The sequence below is a fragment of the Acinetobacter sp. FDAARGOS_559 genome, assembly GCF_003940475.1.
Lineage (GTDB): Bacteria > Pseudomonadota > Gammaproteobacteria > Pseudomonadales > Moraxellaceae > Acinetobacter > Acinetobacter baumannii.
In genome coordinates this window covers 2,502,258-2,526,875 of sequence record NZ_RKJG01000005.1, presented here as the reverse complement: position 1 = coordinate 2,526,875, position 24,618 = coordinate 2,502,258, and the positions used below count along the sequence as shown (strand labels likewise).

Genomic DNA, 24,618 nt, shown 5'->3' with positions numbered 1-24,618 from the left:
TCTTTTTATGGCTGATTATTTATGCGACACAAATTAGGATTGTTGTCTTCGTTAGGTCTATCATTTATATCGACACTCACTTGGGGAGAGGAAACGTCAACGGTACTTGAAACCATACGTGTTCAGGCCGAAAGTACTCGAGAAGATGTGAGCCAAAATAGCTCGGCAACTAAATTTACTCACGATGTTTTAGATGTCCCTTTTAACCGTGCTTATCTTTCTAAACAAATAATGGAACAGCAAGACGTGCAACGGATTGATGATGCATTAACTTTAGTCAGTGGGGTTTTTCATCAAAATAGCTTTGGTGGTGGCTTTTGGGATAACTACTCATTTCGCGGTTTTAGTACCGACCCCAATTTAGGTGCGGCTATGATCCGTAACGGTTTGAGTGTTAACCGAGGAATTAGCGCTCCAAAAGATGTAGTAAATATTGAATCTTTAGAGTTTTTAAAAGGACCAATGGCTGCACTATATGGCCGCGGCGAAACAGGAGGTTTGCTGAACCTCAACAGTAAAAAACCACATTGGGAAAGCGAAAGTGAACTTAACCTACGCGCCAATACCCAAGAACAATATCGCATAAGTTTGGAGCATACTGCCCCTATTAACGATGAACTGGCCTATCGTTTAGCAGTGGCTCACGAAGATAATCAAAGCTTCCGTGATCATGTCAGCAGTGAACGCTGGTTCTTTTCACCACAGCTCACATGGAAAATTTCAGACCAAACACAACTCGACTTTGACAGTGAATTTACAGAGCACAAAGGAACCTTTGACCGTGGTGTCAGCACAGTCAATCATCAGTTTGTGATGGACCCGAAAACCTTTACAGGTGAGCCTGACGATGGCGACCTGAAGATAAAAGATTACTTTTACCAATTACATCTAAGTCACGAGTTTAATCCTGACTGGAAACTAAATAGTGCGGTCAGCTATAAAGACGCCAAAATGGTCGGCTTTGCAACCGAACCTCGGCGTATGCAAGCCGATGGACGTACTTTAGAACGTCAACGTCGCTATCGTGATTATACAAGTGAAGATGTTCTGGCTCAGACAGAGTTACTTGGCAAGATTGATACTTCGTGGGCTCGCCATGAAATTTTACTTTCAACCGAGCTTGGTCAACTCGACTATAAGCAAAACCAGCTTCGTCGCAATCACAGCACAAGCTCAACAAACACAATTGATATCTACCAACCTGAATACGGCAAATATTTACCGAATCTCACTCCGTTTACCGACACCAAAGAGCGCCAGCGTTATTTCGCACTTAATGTACAAGATCAGATCTTTTTCAATGACCAGTGGAGCGTGTTACTTGGTAATCGTTTTGATCAGGTCGAACAAGACTTTAAAAATCATATAAAACAGACCGAAGACAACCAGACACTTCACCAGAATAGTCCCCGTTTCGGAGTAAATTTTAAAGCCTCTGACCAATGGGCGTTTTATACAAACTATGGCCGCTCATTTGCCATGAATAGTGGTATGAACCGAAATGGACAAACCTTCGCTCCTGAAAAAGGCGAAAGCTATGAGGTCGGTACCAAATATAAAATAAACGACCAAAGTGTGCTGAGTCTCGCTTTGTTTAAAATGAAAAAACAGAATGTGCTAACGACAGACCCGATCGACAAAGACTTTCAAACCGCAGCAGGCGAAGTAAGTAGTAAAGGGATTGAGTTTGATTTAAATAGCCAGATCAATGACCGCTGGTTCGTTAATGCCAACTATGGTTATACCGATGCTCAAATTGAAAAAGACCAAGACTTGGCGAAAGGCGCTCGTCTAAGCAATGTTCCAAAACACCAAGGCTCCGTAAGCACCAATTATGAGTTTCTACAAGACGGTGCAAGAAAAGCAGGTGTAGGTGCCAATCTCACTTATGTAGGTGAGCGCAGTGGACATAACCTTGATAATGGCTTTAACTTACCGAGTTATACGCTGGTCAATTTAAATGGCTACTATGCCCCATCTGACCGCTTACGCTATCAGCTGAATATAAATAACCTATTTGATAAGACCTACTATGTCTCAAGCTATAGCGATTTATGGGTTCAACCGGGCGAACCATTGAACGCCTCAATTTCGGCACAGTGGAAGTTTTAATTTATCTATAAAATAAAAAAGCCCGAATGGTTTCGGGCTTTTCACTAAAACATACCATTTTCATTAACGAGTGGATCAGGCTGTATTTGCCCAATATCCCAAAACTCCGCAATTTTTCCATTTTCAAAACGGCATATATGAACCACAGCTAAAATTGTTAGCTTGTTATTCATTTGCATTTCCAGTTTCGAATGTACTGCAACTAAAGCGCCATCTTCAATGACATGCTGAACTTCAAGAACTTTGTTTGGAGTTTCAACTGCACTTTCACGCATCCCTTCCTTCAAAGAAGTCTTATCACCAGCATAATAAGGATTGTGATGCTTAAAGTTTGGAGCGGTGTAATTGCCGTAGGCTTCATCGACCTCGCCAGCGGCAGCAAGCTCTAAAAAACGTACCGCAATTTCTTTTTGAGATAAGCTCATTATAGAACCTCCCGGCTATATTTAGGCTTTATTGTAAAATGTCATCTTCTTCTTCGTCGAAGACATAAGCCATACAGCCCCATCCATCATATTCGCCGTTAAATTGCTCAGCGATTGTTGAAAACCACTGCTCCAGATCAACAATATCTGAATACTCTGGTTCCATCGTAACAAAGATGGTAATGATCCATTCATTCGGTTCAACAGAATCATCTTGGAAAAGAGAAATTTTTTGCTCTTGATAGAGTAAATGCATCGCGCATTGCTCTGCATTTTGTTGATCTTGAAATGCAATTGAAAATTCAATTTCATGAAGCTCGGTTAAATCATCCCCGTCTTCAACCATTTGCCAAAGTACATTGCCGTTATCATCATCTGGAAATTGTTCGTAATCGCGGTTCATTAGATTGTCCTTGTTGTTGCTCTATTTGTATTATTCGGCATTAAGAATAACCGACTTTTATTGCAGTTTGGATATGTATTCAGTTGCGAATTGCATCAAATTTTAATTTTTTAAAAAGGCACTTGTGACTCAATCACCACATCTGTTCCCTTCAAAGGATGTTGAAAAGCAAGATATGCAGCGTGTAAAGCCATACGATTCAAATGAAACCGTTTAGGTTCAGGATGATATAACTTGTCCCCCATAATCGGATGCCCAATATGCATCATATGTACACGTAACTGGTGCGAACGCCCTGTCACAGGTTCCAGCAACACACGACTTTGATCTGTTGTTGCATCATAAACCAATGGTTGAAACAAGGTTTTAGCATGTTTACCTAATTCAAAATGTACAATTTGTCTTGGGCGATTTTCCCAGTCAGTAATGAGTGGAACTTCAACACTGCCCTCTTGTTTTACTTGGCCTTGCACCAAAGCAATATAATGTTTTTTGACTGTTCTGGCCTGAAACATTTTACTTACCGCAACTTCTGCATCGCGATGTTTGGCAAACATAAGTAAACCTGAGGTTGCCATATCTAAACGGTGCGTAACCTTTGCTAAAGGGAACTTTTCCAATACCCTTAAATACGCACTGTCATGATGTTCAGGTAACCGACCCATGACCGACAACAAACCCGCAGGTTTATCAACCACAATTAAATCGTCATCTTCAAATAAAATTGAAAGCGGATCTTGTGGTGGAGCATAAACAAAGTTGTCGTTTAAAGGCATGGTCGTAGAAGCAGCAATGGAGCATGGCGGCAAATCATAAAGAAATTTCAGACCTACCGCAAAATAATCTATAGCGCTTTACTCATGTTCCACGTGAAACTCGGAAAATCTTTATCGTTTTTTATTCATTTCAGCTAAAAGATCGAGCTGAATTTCTTGAATATGTGCAAGCCTTTCCCACTGATGTGATAAAAGATGGTCCATTTTTTCATGTAAATGGCGAATTTCAAGCTCGGCTTTTAAATTAATTTGATAGTCATGTTGCGAACGCAAACGGTCTTTTGCTTCTTGGCGGTTTTGACTCATCATAATAATAGGTGCCTGAATTGCAGCTAAACATGACAACACTAAATTCAGCAAAATAAAAGGGTAAGGGTCGACGGGACGGACCACCATCACAACCGTATTTAAAACAATCCACCCCGTTAAAAATAAAGCAAAACAAATGAGAAAAGCCCAACTCCCACCAAATGATGCGATTTTATCTGCCAGTTTTTCTCCAAACGTCCAGTTTTGATCAAAATCTGACTCTGTATTTCGGCTAATTAATTCATGCCGTTGCATACTGCCAATTACTTCATTTTCTAGGTTAGATAACTCACCCTTTTCCGAGCGTAATAGGGACTGCACATATTTAATTCGATAATCTGCCAGATCGGCCCGACAAATAAAGCTTGAGTAACTCCAATCTGGATGGTCTTTTAAAATTTCATCACTAATCACGTTACGGATGACTTCACCCGATACTAAATCTTTTAAAGGAAAGCTCTTTCTACATACGGCGCATTGGCGACACTGATTTTTATTCTCCATATTATCCAGCTCGCAATTGATCATAAGATTAGTATATAAACGATTTTGATTGATCGCATCGTAAATAAAAATAGCGCTCTAACCTAAAATCTGTAAAGTCGCTGGTACGATTTTTCGATGGGCAGGAATTACAGGTAGCATATACAATCGCCCAAGCCAATTTTTAATATGCACTATTGTAGTTACGGTAAGCACTTGGGTATCTTCATTTTTATAAATAGATAAAGTCACATTTAAGTGCTTGTCATCGTCTCCAATCACTAATTCATTTTCGGTACGCTGCAAAAAAGTAAAAATTCCAATTCGGTCGCCTGCCACATACTCATTTTCTTTTTTATGAGTATCAATCTGCTTAAAACTTCCTAAATCTTTAAGCCCAATCTTTGAAGTAATTTTATTACGCATATTCATGCTCCACTCTATCCACTGCGGAGTGTGCTGAAATAGCTTAATAAGCTGCTCAAATACACTTAGATCAGGTTGACCAAGCACAATGCTCCACGAGTCCTGGAAGTAGGCATTGTTCAATTGAGATGAGATTTGACTATCGATAGGTAAAGCAGAAAGATAAGGCTTATTCATAAATTATATTCTTGTAAAGTATCGTTTTTATTATAGAGAATTTTTTAGGGTGTCAAGGGAAAACATCTATGGTTTACTTCAACAATCATAACTTTGTAAGTTATAACCTTGTGCCTATAAACTTTTGATCTATAGCGTCCTAAGCCGAATCGAGACCTTTTGGGTGAGTACACACTAACGTTATACGTTTTGGTGCATGCTACTCTTTTCGATCCCTATCACACCCTTGAGATATAGTTTAGCCAGCACCCTGCGGGATTGTTTTTCTAAGAAAAGCGAATTTTTAGTATTTTTGGGAATTTTTACAACATTAAGCCAATTTAAAAGAATTTATTCCCATTTACACATAATTAGTTAAATTTAAATTCCACTTTATTTGTATTTTTCGGTTTATTTTACCAAGATAAATTTTTAAGCCAAATTGGAAGTTCGTTCAACCGCGCATGTTTAGCCCAATAACTCATGTAAAGCTGACTCCCTAATCTCCACTTTTAAGCATTTTTATTCTTTGGGCATTATTCTTAGAGATAACTTTTGCGCTTGAATACATTATAAAAACATATTATAAATTATTTCTAACCAAATGATTGGTTTTTTGGAACTTTATAATGAACAACAATATTATAATTTTTGGTTATGGAACAGGTATTTCCAAAGCCGTAGCACATAAGTTTGGTAAAGAAGGCTATAAAATCGGGTTAGTGGCACGAAACGCCCAAAAACTTGAAAAGGCTATTCTAGAACTTAAAGCACAAGGTATTGAAGCTTACGCTTTTGCATGTGATTTAGCTGTTCTTGAAGATATACCAAATCTTATTAAACGTATTAAAGATCAATTAGGAGAGATTAAAAATATTCATTGGAATGCTTTCCATGATATTGAAGGCAATATTTTAGAAACCCCTCCACTAGAACTTACCAAAAGCTTTCATATTCGCGTTTCGAGCTATATTGCGACGGTACAGGCTTGTTTAGGTGATTTAGAGAAGAACCACGGTAGCATTTTATCGACAAACGGAATTTTTGCTTTCGATGCAGTGGGTATCGACTTGGTGGCTAAAGAGTACTCATCCTTAGCAACTACCGCTGCCGCTCAATATAAAACCACAAATTTACTTGCTCATAGTCTTGCTGACTCAAATGTTTACGTGAGCCAAGTAATTGTGAATGGTTTCGTTGATGGGACATCTGGAGCACAAGATAAGACCTACACGGTACATCCTGAAACGATTGCGGGGCAGTTCTGGTATTTACACCAGCATAAACAAGAGACTGTCTCCTTTTGTGGTGAAGCCATTCAAGCTGCTTAAATAATTTTCTTATGAGAGGAGAAGCGTAATTAATTACGCTTCTCTGAACTTTTTTAATTTTATGTTTCTATGCCCCAGAAATATTTAATTATTTTTCATACTCTGAAGTATCAATTTTGTATTCTTTGAATAAAATTGAACGCACAGAGTCTTTTATACGTTCATCATGTTTAATAATTAAATAAATATCTTTTTTAGTCAGAGGAATTTCTTTTAGTAAATCAGGCAAGTCCTTCGACCTTATACCACTGACTTCACTAGGTTGTTTTAAGATATCTGGGTCTTGTTCTTCGAATTTAAAATCTACACCTTGTAAATTGAAATAAACCATAACTCTTCTGTTCAAAGAGTCACTATCATCATATAAAACAGTACCTTCTGGCAAAATATAATATTCTGGCAAAGTGCTATTTTTCGAATATTTACCTTCAAACGAATATATCTTTAAAGGTTTTTCTAAAACATGAATTTCTGGTACTTTTGTACTTTTCCAGAAGTAATAGTTTATTAAGGACTGTATGATGAAAAGTAAAATTAGTATGGTAATTAATAAATTCTTTTTCATACTTATCTCTTATTTAAACCAAATAAAATCATATGGTTAAATATCTTATTCATTTACAATAAATTCATAGGTCTTATCTAACTTCCCATCCCCAGTAGCATAAAAACCCGCATATATATGAATTGTAAAAGTTCCCTTATACTTTGGAACTCCAGAAATTTTTAAATTATTATAAGCATCCGCTTCATGTTCATCTATTGGGCTAATAGAGATATTCATATCACTAGGGAAATTAGTTTCAACTTCAAAAGAATATGGTATCACTCTACCACCTGATATGTTTAATTGCTGGTTATATGCCTTACCTACATAGGCTACTGGAAGTCTTTCAGGCTCAATTGTATATTCGTGACCACACCCTGCCATAAGTAACAAGGGAAGACCTAAAGTTATCAAGTCAAGTTTTAGATTTCTAAACAAATTATTTTTCTTCCCATACAATTGGAAATTTTTCTGATTTAGAGACATTACCAATCATTGCAGAGAAAATTGCTTGGCATTCTAAATTAATTTTTTTAAGTGAACTGATATTTATAGGCTCGCAGCTTCTATTATCATAATTTGAGCAAAATTCTACAGATACATCAATTTTGTTATTTTCAATCTTATCTATATAAGCATCCAACATTTGATTGTTATTAGCAGTATTTTTGCAAACAATTTTTTTTGATGAAGATTCTTTTATTTTATTTAAAACTTCCTTATCTTCAATTTTCGTAGCAAAGTTTAATTTTTCATTACTTTTCCTAGTATGTTCTATTGTGAAATTTGAAATTTTTTCACTACATCCACTTAAAAAAATTAGCCCTAATAGGTAAAGAAATTTTTTCATTTAAAACTCTATTGGAAATTGGATTTTCTTATAGCTTCTTTGGATATTAAAATATTATCTGCTACAACTTTACTACTTTGTAATAAACCCCCAAAAACTACTCTACAAGACATATTGCTAGTTAACAATTTTTCCAATTGATTCTTATCGATACATACATTCATGGATTCATCTTCGCAGACTTTGAAGTACCCAGATGAAGTATATTTTCCTTTTTTTAACTTCTCTCCCTCGACTGAAATAGCTCCTGTCACAAAGTAATTTTTAATATTATCGCACTTAAAATGTGAATATTTATAATTATTCTCTTGATAAATCTTATTTAAATCATCATTTGTTTCTAAATTAAATTTAAAAATATCACCACTCATACCATCCAGACGTGAGTAAGTTAAACTCTTAATCTCTGCATTATTGTTAGATGCTTTCTCATTATTTATAAAAGGATTACATGCTGACAATGTTATAGAAAGCAATGTTAATAAAAAATATTTCATTTTATTCTACTCAACTCTTTTGACAAAATATCCTGCACACTTAAATTATTAACAATTTTCTCTTGCATCATTAATCTGAAATCTGCATGGCTATACCTTGTTACATAGTAATAGGAACTATTACTAGAGGGATAACTACTCCATTGCCCACCTAAATCTGCAATCAAATCATTGTTCCACTCATAACTTTTAGGGTCACAACTTATACTAATCCAAAGATTAAATACTGGCTTTGGTCTACTATAATAGATACTAGTTCTAGATCCCAAACCAATTTTAGATAATATTTCTCCCACTGGATCAATAGTTACCAGCACGTTAACCTTACAAATATTATTCTTATGCAATATTTCAGCTAATCCAGCTGCATTCCAACCACCTAAACTATGACCAACAATATTTACTTGTGTTTGAGGATAGGTTTTTAAAAAATTTTTTACATCATTGAAAGCATTTAATTTTTTATCCTTATTTGTATTTACTGTTAACTCTCTTGTATCAGATACATATGCCTCTTCATACCCATAATATTTAACAAATGCATTTTTACTGCCACCTTTTATAGTTGCAAAATAATTATTAACATAGTTTCCAACAAAGTATGTTGGGCCAATAGGTCTAAAATCCCCCCACCCGACAGGAACATCTCCGGGTGTAAATACATACTTATCAGCTGCCCCTCCAATGAAGATTGTTAAACTATGAGTATAAGTTGTTAACTTAACTGGAATTACTGGCGGCACATTACTTACTTTTCCATGTGCTTTTTTTAACAATTCAGTCGCTTGTTTTTTTATATCTTTATTGGCATCTATTACATTATCCATTTCAATTTACCACATGTATTTTATATTGCTTATTCGGCTCTTCAGTTTCTAACTTAACCAAGCCAGTTCGATCTAACTTACCGCGCTCAATTTCTTTATCATGTTCATCAAAAATAATATATTCCGTACCAGGTTTTAGTTTATTTCCTTGTTTATCCATTACATCAAACCATACACCATATTTTTGTTTTCCTTGTTCTGGTAGATACGGTAATGAACTATTCACACTCCCGCCCCCCATAAACAAATGCTGTCCAGCCTTCACCTCAAACTTGCCGCTCGTGGTCATAAAAATACCCGATCCAGTAATTTTGACTTGAGAGCCGCCTGCGGTGAGAACAATTTCTTTGGCTGCGGTCGCTTCGATTTTGTCTTCAGTCGAAATCACCTGAACAGCTTTACGGGCAATTAAATCAGCTCCATCGCCTTGCGCCTGTATTTCGACTTTACCTTTGCCTGCATACAGTCTTGCCCCTTGTTGCGCTGCAAAAAGGCTAATCTTATTTTGGGCATGTGCAATCAAGTTCTTTTGAGTAGACAGATTGATGCTATCTCCGGCAGTTTGGTTGAGCTGACCATCTGCACTTAAGTGAATGTCTTCGTTACTGGCTAGAGCAATACTGTTAGGCGCAGTTAATATCATCAAAGCTTGCTTAAAAGCAGCAGCTTTGTCTTGATCTTTCTCTTCAATTTGCTCTATGAACGTTTTTAAGTTCTCAAGCATTTCCAATGGATCAGTTTGCTGATTTTTAGCAACTTCACTGAGTGCCTTGGCATTATTGAGGCCGCCTTCGATTTGTTGCTTGGCCTCGCTTGCATCAAGGTGTACACCTTGTGCTTGATCCTGTTTGTGGGTACTAACGAGTAAACCACTGCCGGCTCGAACCGCACCCCACTGGTCAGTTCTGAGTTCAAAACCTTCCCCACGACCATCGCTTTCTGCCTTGTCTTTTGGATGGCTTAAGTTACCGAGGTTTAATTGGCTTGCGGCATGGCTACTTTGTAGCTGGGCACTGATTTGCCCTGTGGTATCATCAAAACGGAGCTGGTTAAAGCCCTTACCGTCGACTTCTTCTGAACGAATGCCGCTGAGTTTTTTGGTGTCAGGTAGCTGACCTTTCTGGTCGAACTGGGTTGGGTGGCGCTCAGCTGTTAGCGGCAATGTAAAAATGACCCCCCAACAGCATTTGAAAATTGACCCCCTTGGTTAATATAGTGGTCTTTTTGGACTGCTCAACATGTTAACTTTGGAGCAAGCAGTGACAATCCAAATACTTCATCAACAAGGTCAATCTATTAAGGCAATTAGCCGCGAACTCGGTATTTCTAGAAATACTGTGCGTAAATATTTACGATCTCAAGTAACACCTAAATATCAACGAACACAATCTAAAGTGAGTATTCTTGAGCCTTATAAACCGTATTTAATCAAACGTGTAAATGCCGCCGATCCAGAATGGATACCGGCTGCAGTGTTGTATCAAGAAATCTTGCAAAAAGGCTACACGGGGAAAATTAGAACACTACAAAATTATCTCAATACATTAAAGCCAACTAAACAACCAGAGCCGATTAAGCGATTTGAGACTCAACCAGGTCAACAAATGCAGGTTGATTTCACAAAAATTCGACGTCATCACACCACATTAAAAGCATTTGTTGCAACTTTGGGATACTCTAGAGCAACCTTTGTTAAGTTTTATGATCATGAACGTTCTGATGCATGGATTGATGGCTTAGAAAGTGCTTTTCAGTTCTTTGGTGGTGTTCCTAAAGATGTATTATTTGATAATGCTAAGGCCATTATGATTGAACGTGATGCTTATCAAGATGGTCAACATCGCTGGAATGCTAAATTACTTGATTGTGCTAAGAAATATAACTTCCGACCACGTGTTTGTAAGCCATATCGTGCGCAAACAAAAGGTAAAGTAGAACGCTTTAATAGTTATTTGAAATCAAGTTTTATCGTGCCATTAAAAGCAAGTTTAAAGGTGGTTGACCTTAGCTTAGATGTTGATATGGCAAATGCCTATATTGGTCGATGGCTTAGTGAAACAGCAAATCAACGCATTCATGCAACAACTAAAGAAAAACCAAGTACTCGTTTGCTTGAAGAACAACAATATTTTTCTTCATTACCTTTATTTAATGATGGTTCTAAAAAATCTGTAATTGATGATGTTAGCCCATCATCACTCATACCTCATGAGAGTGTTCAACACCCCTTATCAATCTATGATGAATTACTGGAGGTTTCTTAATGAATTTACAGTATGAGCGTATTGAACAGCTTTGCCGTCAGCTTGGTCTACAAACAGTGGCATCACAATGGTCACATCATGCACAACAAACCTTAGCAAAGGATGGCAGTTATGCAGATTTCGTTGAAGCTATGCTATTACATGAATACACAGCCAAGCAGCAACGTAGTCAACAGATTCTTTTACAACTTTCAGGTCTTACTCAAATCAAAACGTTGGAGGCTTATGATTTTAATTATGCTTTAGGTGCTCCAAAGTCGCAGTTGCTTGAACTATTTAATTTAAGCTTTATTCCAAGAGCTGAAAATGTTGTATTTATTGGTGCAAGTGGTGTTGGGAAAACACATCTATCAATGGCTTTAGGCTATAAGGCAATTATGAATAATATTAAGACTAAGTTTATTACTGCAGCTGATTTAATGTTGCAACTTAGCCTAGCTTATCAACAAGGTAAATTAAAAAACTACATGCAACGTGTTGTACTTGCTCCAAAGTTATTGATTATCGATGAAATAGGATATTTACCATTTGGTCGTGAAGAAGCAAATTTATTTTTTAATGTTATTGCCAAGCGCTATGAAAAAGGCAGTACGATTTTGACCAGTAATTTACCATTTAGCCAGTGGTCTAAATCATTCGCAGATGATGTTACTTTGACAGCAGCAATGTTGGATCGTTTATTACATCATTGTCATGTTGTACAAATATCTGGGGAAAGTTATCGTCTAAAAGATAAAAAGAGAGTAGGAATTCAACCACAAATTGAGTCTTAATAAATCATCAAAGGGGTCAATTTTACTTTGCTGTTTTAAGGTAAAAGGGGTCAGTTTTAAATTGCCGTTGACACAGCTTCATGAATACGCCCCACCACAAACGGGCGGTCAACATTACCGTCAAAGAAATCGATGACAACAATTTCACCAACACGTGGCAAGAAGCGTGCGCCATAACCTGCACCCGCCCATGGGGTCAGCACATCGACCCAAGCGGAGTCAGTGTCATTGTCGTTACTTCCTGCTCCACCATCATGACTGTGGTCATCAGCTCGGGTAAACAGGAAACGGACTTTAATGCGTCCCCACTGGTCGACATGAATGCTTTCACCCTCTAAACCCACCACTCTAGCGCGCTGTGGGTGAGCGGCTGGTCGGTGCTCTAGCGGGTTATATTCAGGCACAGCTTTGATGTTACGACGAACGACATTCAGCTCAGCAAAGTGGCGCTGCTCAGGGTTTTGACTGTCGAGTTGGGCTGCCTTGAGTTTGCCTTGTGGTAATAAGCGCTCAAGTTGCTGTTGTAATTCTTTCGGTAAATTATTCTGGTTATAGTAGTGTTTGCTTAAGATTAAGAACTCTTTATCAGCACTGTCATGTTGGTCAAGTTCTGGGTGGTCATTGAGTTCAAACCAGTAACCTACCTGTGCATCACGGACATTCCCTGCAACGGTAAACTGTTTAGAACTCAAGTGATGGTAAGCATTGATGTGCTGGTTAAGTTGTTCAATCTGGCTATTGCCTGAAGCTGTGGCTTGATCTTCCCCGTTTAAATCCTGCATCCACGCTGGGCTAACATGCCATGCATCTTCAAGGTTCAGGCTTGCATTGTCATAGTGTTCGCTGTGCTTTTGGGTGCCTTGTACGCTGCCGCTACCTTCTTCTTGTTGCAAAGCATCGGCTTGCCAGCGTTGCACATGAACCGAGGTTGGTTGTAAACGACGCTCAGCTTTGACTTGGGTAATGGTATCGAACTGTTCTGTCGCACTGCTGCGTTGATAGCGGATGCTACGGCGTTCAAGTGCCTGATAATTTTGGTTATCGTCAATTAGACGTAAGACTTGTGGCTGAATAGAAGCATTTGGGTCAACGATAAAAAGCTGTGACTCATCGACCAGCCAGTTAATACCTTCACTACGCCACAAACGAGTTAAAAAGTCATAATCGCTTTCATTTGACTGCATCACAAATGGACGCACATCGTAGTCTTTAGTTAAGCCGGATGTATCGAGCGTTATACTTGAGGCAAATAACGGACTTTTGCCTTGCCATTCCTTAAATAGAATTTCACTAATATCGCGCACGCTTTTATTCATAAACACGCGGCTATTACGGCGCTTATGCCAGAGTGCAGTTGGGTCTTTTAAAGTTAAATTATAAATAGTGAGTGAGCCGTCGCTTTGCCCTTGGCTGGCTTCGGTAATAATACCTGTCGTTCTAAAAAACTGGCCTGTATCGGTGACCTGATCGACGGCAACCTGACAGCCAATAAACTGTTTTAATGCAATATGGGCGTTCGTCGACAGACACAATAACTCAGCAACGCTGCCCTGATTAAGCGTATGTTCGCCTTCAATACGTTGTAAGAAGACTTGCTGATTTAAAGACTGATTTGAGAATTGGATATGAACAGCACGATTTTGTGAAACAAGGCCTAAACGTTCCAATATACTCGACACACTCATCTGCATTTTTATTATCAATCAAACTTATATTTAAGCCATATTTTAATTAAAAAAAGACTAATCTGTCTATCTATACTCATTTTCAAAATGTAACTAGTCTAAATATGCAGTTTTACGTTAATTTCTTATTAAATAGGTATTTAAACCGTAAAATTCGATCATTTTAAAGTACTATAAATCATGGAGATATTATTAAATTTTTCAAATAAAAATCAAACATATACCAAGAAATTAAATTTTAAGATTAATAAAATTCAGGATGAGATATGAAAATAAAAAAGTCTGCTTTTTATATATTTACCATGATTTTTTCGCTTCATTCTTCAGCATTTGCTGAGCCGAGTGTTGCTGATGTTCAATATCGTGCACAGCAAGGACAACCGATTGCGCAATATCATCTTGGCATCATGCTTTTAACTGGTGAACAAGGTGTTGTTAAAAACTATGAACAAGCTTTTAAATGGTTAACTGCCGCTGACCAAAATGGCAGCGTGGGGGCAAAATATAGTTTAGGAATGATGTATTTCACGGGTACAGGCGTAGAAAAAGACATGAAACGCGCTTTTGAATATTTTGCTAAAGCTGCGGATAAGGGCCATGCCAAAGCGCAATATAACTTAGGGGTGTTATATGACAGAGGTGAAGGAACTGCGCAAAATTATGAGCAGGCTTTTGAATGGTATAGTCGTGCTGCAGAGCAAGGCTATCCGCCCGCAGAATATAATTTAGCTCATCTATATAAAAAAGGTCACGGCGTCGCTCAAAGCGATGAGCAAGCCCTTAAGTGGTACACCAAAGCGGCTGAGCATAATGAAAGCGATGCCCAGTACAACTTGGCCCAGATGTATTTAAATGGTGAAGGCACGCCGAAAAACCTACAACTGGCAAAGAAATGGTTCCAGCAAGCTGCCGATGCAGGTGATTCGGATGCGAAAGAAATGCTTAAAAGTTTAGATTAAATAAGGCAGTCATTCCCACTTTCTAAAAACCAGACAAGTATTTACCCCACCAAAACCAAAGCTATTACTCATGACTGTTTTTAGTTCGGTTTCTCGGCTCGTTTGAACAATATCGAACTTTTTAGCTTCTTCGCGCAGTTCGGTAATATTAATACTCGGCGCAATAAAGTTATTTTGCAGCATTAAAATAGAATAAATAGCTTCGTGTACCCCTGCGGCCCCCAAACAATGCCCAGTCATAGACTTGGTCGAACTGAGCGGCGGTACTTTTTCGCCACCAAAAGCTCGCTCTATGGCCAATAGTTCGGGAATGTCCCCTGCTGGCGTTGAAGTGCCATGCGTGTTGATATAGTCGATGGTGTCTGAACCGTTTTGCTTGGCTTCTGCGAGTGCCAGTTTAATGCACCGGGTCGCACCTTCACCGCTCGGGGCTACCATATCGACACCATCACTATTGGCAGCGTACCCAACCACTTCGGCCAAAATTTTTGCTCCGCGCTTTTGGGCATGGCTTAAAGACTCCAAAACCACCATGCCACCGCCGCCAGCGATCACAAAGCCATCGTTATCGACAGAATATGGGCGTGAAGCCGTTTCTGGTGCGTCATTATATTTAGAACATAATGCACCCATCGCATCGAATATTGCGGTTTGGGACCAATGGTCTTCTTCGCCGCCACCTGCCAGCATGAGATCCTGTTTGCCAGCGGCAATAAGGTGATATGCATAGCCAATTGCGTCGGCTGAAGTCGCGCAGGCACTTGCGATCGATTGGGATACGCCTTTTAGATTGAAAGCGCGTGATAAGTTAGAGCTAATGGTGCTGGTGAGGTAGCGTGGTGCTAAATCGGGTGATACCTCACTTGTGCCTTTTTCTTTTAGGGTATGCAGCATGTCGATGATAGATGCTGTTGAGGTGCCCCCTGTTCCCCCAATCACTCCATATTTTGAGTTGTTGGCAATGTCAGTTACATCAAGCTTGGCATGTTGTAGCGCATCGAGTGCCGAGTTATAGGCATACATCGCGCAAACGCCCATATGTTTTTTTAATTCTGGATCAATATTTTCAAAATTCATTTCGGCAGTGGCGCTCACATGACTTCGAAAGTTTAGTTTTGCATAGACTTCGTTATAGCGAATGCCAGAGCGGCCTGCTTTTAAGGACTCGGTTACTTTCTCTAATGTATTTCCAATACAAGAATTAATTCCCATACCTGTGATGACAACTCGTTCCATTCTTATCTCTATAAAAACGACAAAAATAGATCTTAACAATCAAGTTCTTTTTTGGAACTGGCAAAATATTTCTATATTTATTATTTTTTCTCATCAAATATAAATAAAAAGTTAATAATAATATTTTTATTTTAAAATCTATTTAGTTTTATTATTAAATTAAAAATATTTTAAATATTAAATTGACGTATTTAAAATCACCGATTATTATTCCGTTGCTGGCCTACATTGCCAGACGGTTTTGACAGACCGTAAGCTCATAGCGGATTGTAGTTCTACTATAATTCGTTAGACCCTTGCGTCCCCTTTCTTTGCGGTAGGACGGGAGGGGGACGCCCTGTGCGTGCTGGGTCTATGAGCTCCAGTCTGTCAACCCCCTTTCGTTCTACCACCCTAATTAATTCGCGGTGATTTGGTGGTAGGACTCCATTTTTTAAGGAGTTGACTATGCCACTTTTCAAACTCATTTTCTCTCTTATTTAACTATTTTATTGATTTAAAATTTGGTTTTTTAAGCCCTATTTTTTAAATTTATAAATTATTTTTTATTTTAAAATTTTAATTATTTTATTTTCCTGTATGCATGGGAGGATTAATTATTACCTAAAAAATTATTTTAATTTTTAAACAGATTATATTTTTATTCTACTCATAGATACAACTCATTATGAGAATAATATGACAATTTATAAACCCTTTTTGGCTTTAAGTTTTGTTCTAGTGAGCTTGGGTATTTCAGGCTGTAACCTCCACACTCAGCAAGAATTTGAAAAAATTTGCCTGTCGAGTGGGCATAGCAAGACCAGTTGCGAATGTATTTACCAACGACTCGAACAAACCTACTCTCCAAAGCTCATGCAGCGTCTAGAACATGTCAGTTTGCAAAGTCCTGTTCTCCCAGGGGACTTTGCCCCTACTTTTTTAAGCACCATGCAGCGGTGTGACAGAAGTAGTCTGGGCTAAGCGTTGGCTTAGCTCTTTATCTCTGTGTCGCAATGGTTTATTAGTTTAAATCAGCGCAAAAAATTAAAGTCTGTTGCGGCATAGGGGCCTAAGCCTAATTCAAGATAAGATATATAAAAGGCAATCTTGTACGTTTTATCCTACAAACTTTTAAGGATTTTGCGGATTGGCGATACTCTCTTTTTTTCCTAATATGAAGTCATACAGGAACAGGATGTTCCGGAACATAAAACAACAATAATACGTTCAAGCACCAGGAGCGTGAGATACGACAGGAGTCATATCTAATCACCAAATACGAAAAAGCCCGACAGGATGTCGGGCTTTTTTATGCTTATTTAAAAATAATCTAAAAGAAAATTTTTATAGGGTTTTATACACCACATATCTTTGAACCACTTGATCGAGAGTAATTTCAGAATGAAGGCGGCCATTGTTTGCTTGAATGGTTTTTGCAGAAGCTAAATTAGATTTATAGCAATGTATATATAACTCTGTTAAGCCTAGTTTCCATGCTTCCTGAATTGTAAGTTCCAACAATTTCGAGCCAAAATTCTGTCCACGCTTAGAGGGACGAATACCTAAACCAATATGCCCACCACAATATTCAATCTGTTCATTGAGTTTAAGGCGCAAGTTAGATGCACCAATAACTTCATTATCTTCTACTAACCAATATGTAATGTTAGGAACATGCCCTTCTTCTAGGGACTCCCCTTTTTCATAATCTCTTAGTTTATTCAAAAAACTTTCAAAATCTGTATGGTCAAACTCTGTTGTCAAAGGGTGGCGATCTTCATCTGCTAATTCATTAATATAGTTGTTATAGCTTTCTTTAAACTTTAAATGAGGTTTTACCAACATAACGGTCATTTATTTCTCCCGAAAAATTGTTCTTTTTACAATCAAACTTAAACATAACATATTGTTATCAATAACAACTCTTATTCTTCTCTCGACTCTAAATGGTTAGATATAAAAGTGAAGTCACTCAACTATCACAACTACAAAATACCCCACACCACATTTCTAATGTACGTTTTATCCTACAAACTTTTAAGGATTTTGCGGATTGGCGACACTCTGCTTTTTTCCTAATATGAACTCATACAGGAACAGGATGTTCCGGAACATAAAACAACAATAATACGTTCAAGCACCAGGAGCGTGAGATACGACAGGAGTCATATCTAATCACCAAATACAAGAAAGCCCGACAGGATGTCGGGCTTTTTTTATGGTCATTTAAAAATGATATTTACACCACCTATAGCGGGGTATGCGCCTGTTCTTGCTTTTTATGGCGAATCCAACGCACCACCCAAATAACCGCAATCAGTACCACTATTGCAACAAGCGCAGGCACCAGCATAGCCGAAACTGAAAGTAAGATTGCTCCAATCCACTCCCCTGTCGCAACGATAAAATTACCCAAGCCACCCGTGGTTGCAGTTGAAACACCACGTGCAGCAACGGTACTCATTTGCACCACACCTGCCGTACCACCACCAACAATAATGGCTGCTGCCCAACTGGCAAACTGAGACATTTCTCCACTACTGACCGCCATTGTCGCTAACGTACCCGCGATCATCGCCGCAGGGGTTGCGACTGTGTCTAAGGCATTATCGACCCACGGGATATAGTAAGCTGCGACTTCACACACCGTTGCCACACCTAAAGCCAAACACACCGATGGCAGAGCTAACCACTCAAAGCCTTTTGATGGCTCAAACCAGCCCATCATGGTGGCAATGCTCATAACCAATAGCGGTACAAACACGCGAAAACCGCAGGCAGCGCTCAGGCCCACACCAATACATAAACCCAATATCGTTTCCATAACGGTTTCCTTCTTTATGCCCATCACGGGTCTTGTTATGTAAGTCTTATTTTTAAATTAACAAAAAGCCCCATCTGGTGACAGGGCTTTTTGTTAAATGCGAACGCAAATATTATTTCATTCTTAACGTTTAAATTGCGTGCAGTAGCATTTCGTGCAAGGTGGTAAAGGGTCGGTATTAATTTCTAAAAACACTCTATGACCGCACTGAGCACAGAAATAGAAGCCTGTTCCGGGTTTTTCGCCAGCTGTTACCATGATTACATTCCTATAATCGTATATATATTAAACAGGAATATAACCCACTTAAAGTGAATGTCAATTGTCCATTTCGCCCGATGATGATGGCATAAATGCAAAAAATGTTATTTGTACGATTTATCTTACACAGATTTAGGGATTTAGCGGATTGGCTGTCCCCTGCTTTTTTTCTAAGATGAACTCATACAGGAACAGGATGTTCCGGAACATAAAACAACAATAATAGGTTCATGCATCAGGATCGTGAGATACGACAGGAGTCATATCTAGCAACCAAATACGAAAAAGCCCGACAGGATGTCGGGCTTTTTTTATATTCCTATATAAGGTTAAAGTTACTAAATTTTAGTTATCTATATACTACCATGAGGTGGTTAGCGGTAATTTTTTAAAAACCGATTCTAAATTTAAAAACCCAAATATAAATAAAAATACAAAAATATAAAAATGCAAAAAAATACATAAAGATATTAATATTAGAGAGTACTTGATATCTTTTATTATTAAACTCATTAGCAAAAAATACTAACTCAGCAATAATCCAATCCAACTCAACTTTCTGATAATTATTAATACCAGTATATATATAAGAAACATTATTATTTAAAATTTCATTTAAAAAATCAATATTATTTTTTGTTGCTAATCCCCTCCATACAAATTCTATATTATCATAACGATCCATCCCTGATTTTCTAACATAAACTGACTCAACTATTAAAGGCTTTTTTTCAATTTTAAACTTAAAAAATTGATTATAGAATGATTGTTTTGAGCGCTCCTTTATTCTTGCCGATAGTAAGTCAATTTGAGCACTACTGGACTTCGCTAAAACAACTCTTCTGTTATGGAAAGTGCCAATTAACACAAATTCAATAGGTGACTCTACAATTAAAATATTCTGATCATTTCTTCCTATCATTTGCACTCACAACCTCTTGAGAAATATTATTAATTAGTTCATTAACGGATGCCGAATTCAAATTACTATGAAATGAGTAGGAAACCTCAATATTCAAACTATCAATACAATCTTGAACTTTTGTTTCAAGCCAATCACAAAGCTGTTTTTTCTTTGCACTACTATCCCATAAATCTTGCTTATTTAAAACTAAATGAATTTTTTTTATTTTTTTATGCTCTGATAAATATCCCTTTAAATGTTCAAAAAAATTTTCATGCTCACGTAATCTATGAGTATTTAGTTGCTTTTTTGTATGACTCATATTATGGTCTAAAAAAACCAATAAATAATCAACTTTATTAATAATTTCAAATTGCTGTTTTAATTTAGCTCCATCACCATCTATTACAATAAAATAATTATCATATTTTCTAGGGACTGATAAGACTTCACCATAAATGATATTTGTCCTATTCGTCTGAGTGGAGGCTCTTAAAGCTTGATTTAAAAAAGTTGTTTTTCCAGATTTTGTGGTTCCAACAACACCTAATAAAAATGGAATTGGATAGATAGAATTTACCTCTTCTAAAGTTAGCTTTTTTCCAACTAATTCTTTAAGCTGCAAGACAGGCTCAGGCCATGATAATCTAATTGTTAGAAATATTCCTGAAATTATACTTAATACTCCAAAATATTGTACCCACCCTTCATCTAACTTCCAGCCACCTACACCTAAAATAAATCCTATAACTGTCAAAATTATACTTAGACCAGTAAAATTCTCCCAAAAATTTTTTGGGAAATCTTTCCACTTCCTATTTTTAATATTCAACAAAACCACCCGTTAAACAAATTAAAGCTTAAAATTTCGTAAAAATTAACATTCACAATAACTTATTTTATAACATAACTACTAAAAACCCTATCCTTAAAATAATATTTTGAGTAATAATGATTTTTTTAATCAGGCCATTCAACCACTTGGTTACCTAGAAAATCTTTCAAAAAAATCTATAATATATGTTCAATTTTAAAATTAAGCGGTAATATCTCCCTACTCACCAAGTTAATCTGATAAATAGGAATATGGTGAAGTTAGAATAAGGGTTAATTTTTTATTTACTCAATAATAATGGTATAAATGCAAAAAATGTTATTTGTACGATTTATCTTACATAGATTTAGGGATTTTGCGGATTGGCGACTCCCAGCTTTTTCCTATGATGAGTCCATACAGGAACAGAATGTTCCAGAACACAAAACAACAATAATAGGTTCATGCATCAGGAGCGTGAGATACGGCAGGAGTCATATCTAGCAACCAAATACGAAAAAGTCCGACAGGATGTCGGGCTTTTTTATGTAATAACTTATGTATTCGCTGAATTTATAAGACCAATTCTTTTTAGCATTAACTTTCCAAGGGGAGTAATAAATCTATGAGAAATCTTTGGCATCCCCTGTTGATCAAATTGAGGCAATCCTGTTTTTCTATCAATTCGATATTTCGATTTAATCAATCCTAGCCTTTCTAAATGCGATTTATAGCTTTCCTGAATATCTCTCTTCTCTAAAATATTATCATCGACACCAATATATGTTTTAACTGGCTCAATAACGTTTTGATGCTTTTGTCGAAATTCTTCATCGCCATTAATTGTTGGCTCTAAAAAGAAACGCAACCAAATCACTTCTTGATCATTAAGCTCGCCTAATAATCTTAAAACATACTTACTATCTGCATAATTTTTTTCTTCATCTGATATACCATTTGCTACTATGTTTGCAATATATTCTCTTCTTTCGTTAGACAGTGATCTGGATGCCTGAACAAATCCCTCTTCAATTAGATCTATAGCCAATTCATTCTGTTTAGCATTTTCTAATAAATTACTATCAATTTTTTGAACTTTTTCATCCAATAATTTTATATATTGTACTAATCTATCCATTCGCTGGTCAGGAATAATAGCGCCTACAACTTCTGAAAGGATAGAACCAAATCCAGGTACTAAACCTACAATAGCCTTATAAGTTGCAACCCTATGGTCTAAAAAATTTGCATCTAAGTTATTATCTTTTTCTATGTAAGCATCCGGCTAACACAGCCTTACCAAGCGGTCCTATAAGCCTTAATTTAGTTCCCACCTAAAAACAAGTGGGGACTTAATCCATGAACATGGATATATATTCAGCAACACCTCCTGTTGCTAAAAAACGCAGAACATACAGCAAAGAATTCAAACTCAGTATTGTCAATGCCTGTAAAAATCCTAATACCTCGATCGCTTCGGTCGCACTGCAACATAGTATTAATGCCAACCTTGTCAGTCGTTGGATCAGGATCTTCAGCCATCATGAGGGTGCCGTGCAGGATCCTACTCATGTGAATCCAGCATTTATTGCTTTGCCTTACACTGCTGCAATCAGCCAACCTATTGATGAGAGGATCACGTTGTGTATCACCGTGCCTCATACGAATAATGATATTCAGCTAAAATGGCAGACATCAGAAATACCTGCCTTGGCAGAATTACTCAAGGCACTGGCAACATGATCCGTATCAATGAAATTTGGCTCTCTACCCAGCCCATGGATATGCGAGCAGGAATGGATACTGTCATGGCTCAGGTGGTGAGAGCCTTTGGCTACATCAAACCGCATTGCGCCTACCTGTTCTGTAATAAACGTGGTCATCGTATGAAAGTGTTGGTACATGATGGACTGGGCATCTGGCTGTGTGCCCGGCGTTTGGAACAGGGTAAATTTCACTGGGCTCAAGTTCACCAAGGTGAAACCGTGGCCCTCAGCCCGGAACAGTTACAGGCATTAATCCAAGGTTTGCCCTGGCAGAGAATTGGATTGCAGCAAGTGGTGAATATGCTCTAAACCAAGCTCGACCATTCTGCCATCCTCCAAACGTTCTATTTCATTCTCTTCATGACCTCAGGCATACTGCGGTCATGAATACGCTGCCTGACTTAAGCCAACTGACCCATGAACAACTGCTGGAATTCACCAGACAGTTGGCGATGCAGCATCAGTCTCTAGCACAATCAAACCAACAATTGGATGCCAAAGTTCAACATCTTTCTATTCTCAATCAAAAATACGAGCATGAACTGGCGCTGTTTAAAAAGCACAAATTCGCCCAAAAGAATGAACACTTAACGGCAAAACAAATCCACCTATGGGATGAAGCGGTTGAAGAAGATATTGCTGCTGTTGATCTGGAATTAGAACGATTAAATGCAGATAAAACCGATGCAGCGACACAGAAAGCCAAAACCAATAAACCTAAACGTCGACCACTGCCAGATCATCTACACACCATCCGTATTGAGCATGAACCTGCATCAACCCAATGCACTTGTGGATGCCAACTCCGTCGTATCGGCGAAGATGTCAGTGAGAAACTGCATTTCAGACCGGCACAGTTCTATAAGGAACAGCATGTGCGTGGTAAATGGGTCTGTGATCAGTGTGACACTCTGACTCAGCAAGCGATGCCCGCCTATGTGATTGATAAAGGCATTGCTTCACCTGAATTGCTCAGCCATGTGCTGGTATCGAAGTATGCCGATCATTTGCCGCTGTACCGTCAACGTCTGATCTATCAGCGGGCGGGAATCGAACTTTCTAGATCAACTTTATCTGACTGGATAGGTCGCTGCGGTGTAGAACTGGAACCTCTGGCCAATGCCTTAAAAGAGGTGGTGCTGCAACAGCGGGTGCTGCATGCAGATGAAACACCGGTCACCATCATGCGGATGGGTGAGAATGAGAAAAAACCGAAGAAAGGTTATGTCTGGGCCTATGCCACCACACAGTACAATCCAGTTCAGGCGGTGATCTATGACTTTCAGGATAGTCGTTCAGGCCAGCATGCTGCAGAGTTCTTGAAAGGCTGGCAGGGCAATCTAGTCTGTGATGATTACAGTGGTTATAAAGCACGCTTTAAATCAGGCCAGGTCATAGAGGTCGGCTGCATGGCCCATGCACGTCGTAAATTCCATGAACTGCATGTGACCGGGAAAAGTCAGGTCGCTGAACAGGCATTGGTGCTGATTCAGAAACTGTATGCGATAGAAGCAGAACTCAGGAAAAAGACCGATGGTACAGCGGAAGACCGCCGCGAATACCGACAACAGCATAGTCAACCAGTGATGCAACAACTATATGAATGGCTCAACCAACATCATCTGACAGTGCCATCGAGTTCTCCCACCGCCAAGGCCATCAATTACACTCTGAAGCGTTGGCCAGCCTTAAGCCGCTATCTGGATGATGGCAATCTACCGATATGCAACAATTGGGTAGAGAATCAGATGCGTCCCTGGGCGTTGGGGCGCAAGAACTGGCTGTTTGCAGGTTCGCTGCGCAGTGGTCAGCGAGCGGCAAACATCATGACTTTAATCCAGTCAGCAAAGCTGAATGGGCTGGATCCGTATGCCTATTTAAGTGATGTGCTGAAAAGGTTACCGACACATAAAGTGACCCAGATTGAAGAGTTACTGCCGCACTGCTGGAAACCTAAATCGAATTAAAAAATAGGTATGGGATTCAGCGGACGCTTACTTTTCTATCA

The 24,618-nt window shown here is 38.3% G+C and carries 26 protein-coding genes and 2 pseudogenes; 9 read left to right on the top strand and 19 right to left on the bottom strand.

The window, feature by feature from the left end; all coding sequences use genetic code 11:
- The first annotated feature begins 21 nt into the window (after nt 1–21).
- On the top strand, nt 22–2,112 hold the full coding sequence (locus tag EGS71_RS13640) for a TonB-dependent receptor (RefSeq protein ID WP_001216144.1): 2,091 nt from the start codon (nt 22–24) through the stop codon (nt 2,110–2,112).
- Nucleotides 2,113–2,156: 44 nt separating this feature from the next.
- Here the strand turns inward: EGS71_RS13640 and EGS71_RS13635 are convergent, their stop codons facing one another.
- The 5 genes from EGS71_RS13635 to EGS71_RS13615 form a co-directional block, all read right to left on the bottom strand.
- Nucleotides 2,157–2,537: a nuclear transport factor 2 family protein gene (locus EGS71_RS13635; protein ID WP_000059273.1), complete on the bottom strand. Its 381-nt coding sequence runs from the start codon at nt 2,535–2,537 to the stop codon at nt 2,157–2,159.
- A gap of 28 nt (nt 2,538–2,565) precedes the next feature.
- Nucleotides 2,566–2,940, bottom strand: coding sequence for a ribonuclease E inhibitor RraB (locus EGS71_RS13630; protein WP_001078193.1), 375 nt, complete (start codon nt 2,938–2,940; stop codon nt 2,566–2,568).
- A 110-nt stretch (nt 2,941–3,050) separates the two neighbouring features.
- A complete protein-coding gene (locus EGS71_RS13625; RefSeq protein WP_001130507.1) occupies nt 3,051–3,716 on the bottom strand; it encodes an RluA family pseudouridine synthase in 666 nt (221 codons plus the stop codon).
- 111 nt (nt 3,717–3,827) lie between these two features.
- The gene (locus EGS71_RS13620) at nt 3,828–4,529 is read right to left on the bottom strand and encodes a DUF1003 domain-containing protein (protein ID WP_000428567.1); all 702 of its coding nucleotides are present in this window, start codon (nt 4,527–4,529) and stop codon (nt 3,828–3,830) included.
- 78 nt (nt 4,530–4,607) lie between these two features.
- Nucleotides 4,608–5,111 (bottom strand): DUF2867 domain-containing protein, encoded by a 504-nt coding sequence (locus EGS71_RS13615; protein WP_001040075.1) that lies wholly within the window; start codon nt 5,109–5,111, stop codon nt 4,608–4,610.
- 608 nt (nt 5,112–5,719) lie between these two features.
- Between EGS71_RS13615 and EGS71_RS13610 the strand changes: the two genes are divergently transcribed.
- A complete protein-coding gene (locus EGS71_RS13610) occupies nt 5,720–6,421 on the top strand; it encodes an SDR family NAD(P)-dependent oxidoreductase (RefSeq protein ID WP_001063519.1) in 702 nt (233 codons plus the stop codon).
- Nucleotides 6,422–6,509: 88 nt separating this feature from the next.
- Here EGS71_RS13610 and EGS71_RS13605 read toward each other — a convergent pair whose 3' ends face one another.
- The 6 genes and pseudogenes from EGS71_RS13605 to EGS71_RS13580 form a co-directional block, all read right to left on the bottom strand.
- Complete coding sequence (locus tag EGS71_RS13605; protein WP_000739893.1) at nt 6,510–6,986, bottom strand: hypothetical protein; 477 nt, start codon at nt 6,984–6,986, stop codon at nt 6,510–6,512.
- A gap of 45 nt (nt 6,987–7,031) precedes the next feature.
- Nucleotides 7,032–7,454 carry a hypothetical protein gene (locus tag EGS71_RS13600; protein WP_000056184.1) on the bottom strand — a complete coding sequence of 141 codons (423 nt, stop codon included), beginning with the start codon at nt 7,452–7,454 and terminating at the stop codon, nt 7,032–7,034.
- A complete protein-coding gene (locus EGS71_RS13595) occupies nt 7,408–7,818 on the bottom strand; it encodes a hypothetical protein (RefSeq protein WP_000714238.1) in 411 nt (136 codons plus the stop codon). The genes EGS71_RS13600 and EGS71_RS13595 overlap by 47 nt, the downstream gene beginning before the upstream one ends.
- An 8-nt stretch (nt 7,819–7,826) precedes the next feature.
- A complete protein-coding gene (locus EGS71_RS13590; RefSeq protein ID WP_000873301.1) occupies nt 7,827–8,315 on the bottom strand; it encodes a hypothetical protein in 489 nt (162 codons plus the stop codon).
- Nucleotides 8,312–9,142, bottom strand: coding sequence for a triacylglycerol lipase (locus EGS71_RS13585; RefSeq protein WP_000370900.1), 831 nt, complete (start codon nt 9,140–9,142; stop codon nt 8,312–8,314). Before EGS71_RS13585 ends, EGS71_RS13590 begins: the two co-directional genes overlap by 4 nt.
- Nucleotide 9,143: 1 nt before the next feature.
- Nucleotides 9,144–10,292 (bottom strand): annotated as a pseudogene (locus EGS71_RS13580) (DUF2345 domain-containing protein); the annotation flags it as partial.
- Nucleotides 10,293–10,380: 88 nt separating this feature from the next.
- Between EGS71_RS13580 and istA the strand changes: the two are divergent.
- Nucleotides 10,381–11,406, top strand: coding sequence for an IS21-like element ISEc57 family transposase (istA, locus tag EGS71_RS13575; RefSeq protein WP_002009888.1), 1,026 nt, complete (start codon nt 10,381–10,383; stop codon nt 11,404–11,406).
- Nucleotides 11,406–12,179: an IS21-like element ISEc57 family helper ATPase IstB gene (gene istB, locus EGS71_RS13570; RefSeq protein WP_001053381.1), complete on the top strand. Its 774-nt coding sequence runs from the start codon at nt 11,406–11,408 to the stop codon at nt 12,177–12,179. The genes istA and istB overlap by 1 nt, the downstream gene beginning before the upstream one ends.
- Nucleotides 12,180–12,253: 74 nt before the next feature.
- Here istB and EGS71_RS13565 read toward each other — a convergent pair.
- A pseudogene (locus EGS71_RS13565) lies at nt 12,254–13,870 on the bottom strand (type VI secretion system Vgr family protein); the annotation flags it as partial.
- 260 nt (nt 13,871–14,130) lie between these two features.
- Between EGS71_RS13565 and EGS71_RS13560 the strand changes: the two are divergent.
- Nucleotides 14,131–14,823 carry a tetratricopeptide repeat protein gene (locus EGS71_RS13560; RefSeq protein ID WP_000694318.1) on the top strand — a complete coding sequence of 231 codons (693 nt, stop codon included), beginning with the start codon at nt 14,131–14,133 and terminating at the stop codon, nt 14,821–14,823.
- 9 nt (nt 14,824–14,832) lie between these two features.
- Here the strand turns inward: EGS71_RS13560 and EGS71_RS13555 are convergent, their stop codons facing one another.
- The gene (locus EGS71_RS13555) at nt 14,833–16,059 is read right to left on the bottom strand and encodes a beta-ketoacyl synthase N-terminal-like domain-containing protein (RefSeq protein ID WP_000442895.1); all 1,227 of its coding nucleotides are present in this window, start codon (nt 16,057–16,059) and stop codon (nt 14,833–14,835) included.
- A gap of 678 nt (nt 16,060–16,737) precedes the next feature.
- Here EGS71_RS13555 and EGS71_RS13550 point away from each other — a divergent pair.
- The gene (locus tag EGS71_RS13550) at nt 16,738–17,022 is read left to right on the top strand and encodes a hypothetical protein (RefSeq protein ID WP_002009400.1); all 285 of its coding nucleotides are present in this window, start codon (nt 16,738–16,740) and stop codon (nt 17,020–17,022) included.
- Nucleotides 17,023–17,385: 363 nt separating this feature from the next.
- On the opposite strand, the gene EGS71_RS13545 is transcribed toward EGS71_RS13550, so the two are convergent.
- From EGS71_RS13545 to EGS71_RS13520, 6 genes are all read right to left on the bottom strand, one after another.
- Complete coding sequence (locus EGS71_RS13545) at nt 17,386–17,895, bottom strand: GNAT family N-acetyltransferase (RefSeq protein ID WP_000217638.1); 510 nt, start codon at nt 17,893–17,895, stop codon at nt 17,386–17,388.
- Nucleotides 17,896–18,289: 394 nt separating this feature from the next.
- A complete protein-coding gene (locus tag EGS71_RS13540) occupies nt 18,290–18,865 on the bottom strand; it encodes a DUF4126 domain-containing protein (RefSeq protein WP_000447800.1) in 576 nt (191 codons plus the stop codon).
- Nucleotides 18,866–18,988: 123 nt separating this feature from the next.
- Complete coding sequence (locus EGS71_RS22560) at nt 18,989–19,123, bottom strand: zinc ribbon-containing protein (RefSeq protein WP_001983336.1); 135 nt, start codon at nt 19,121–19,123, stop codon at nt 18,989–18,991.
- A gap of 391 nt (nt 19,124–19,514) precedes the next feature.
- Nucleotides 19,515–20,048, bottom strand: a complete 534-nt coding sequence (locus tag EGS71_RS13530; RefSeq protein ID WP_000580364.1) for a hypothetical protein — start codon at nt 20,046–20,048, stop codon at nt 19,515–19,517.
- The gene (locus tag EGS71_RS13525) at nt 20,032–20,871 is read right to left on the bottom strand and encodes a GTPase domain-containing protein (RefSeq protein WP_000243495.1); all 840 of its coding nucleotides are present in this window, start codon (nt 20,869–20,871) and stop codon (nt 20,032–20,034) included. The genes EGS71_RS13530 and EGS71_RS13525 overlap by 17 nt, the downstream gene beginning before the upstream one ends.
- Nucleotides 20,872–21,400: 529 nt before the next feature.
- Nucleotides 21,401–21,982 (bottom strand): hypothetical protein, encoded by a 582-nt coding sequence (locus tag EGS71_RS13520; protein WP_227508939.1) that lies wholly within the window; start codon nt 21,980–21,982, stop codon nt 21,401–21,403.
- Nucleotides 21,983–22,203: 221 nt separating this feature from the next.
- Between EGS71_RS13520 and EGS71_RS13515 the strand changes: the two genes are divergently transcribed.
- The 3 genes from EGS71_RS13515 (at nt 22,204) to EGS71_RS13505 (ending at nt 24,577) form a co-directional block, all read left to right on the top strand.
- Entirely contained in the window at nt 22,204–22,587 is a 384-nt protein-coding gene (locus EGS71_RS13515) for a transposase (protein ID WP_001055589.1), read from the top strand.
- Nucleotides 22,584–22,919, top strand: a complete 336-nt coding sequence (gene tnpB / locus EGS71_RS13510; RefSeq protein WP_000619347.1) for an IS66 family insertion sequence element accessory protein TnpB — start codon at nt 22,584–22,586, stop codon at nt 22,917–22,919. The genes EGS71_RS13515 and tnpB overlap by 4 nt, the downstream gene beginning before the upstream one ends.
- Before the next feature lie 74 nt (nt 22,920–22,993).
- Nucleotides 22,994–24,577, top strand: coding sequence for an IS66-like element ISAba25 family transposase (locus EGS71_RS13505; protein WP_001094424.1), 1,584 nt, complete (start codon nt 22,994–22,996; stop codon nt 24,575–24,577).
- Nucleotides 24,578–24,618 lie beyond the last annotated feature (41 nt).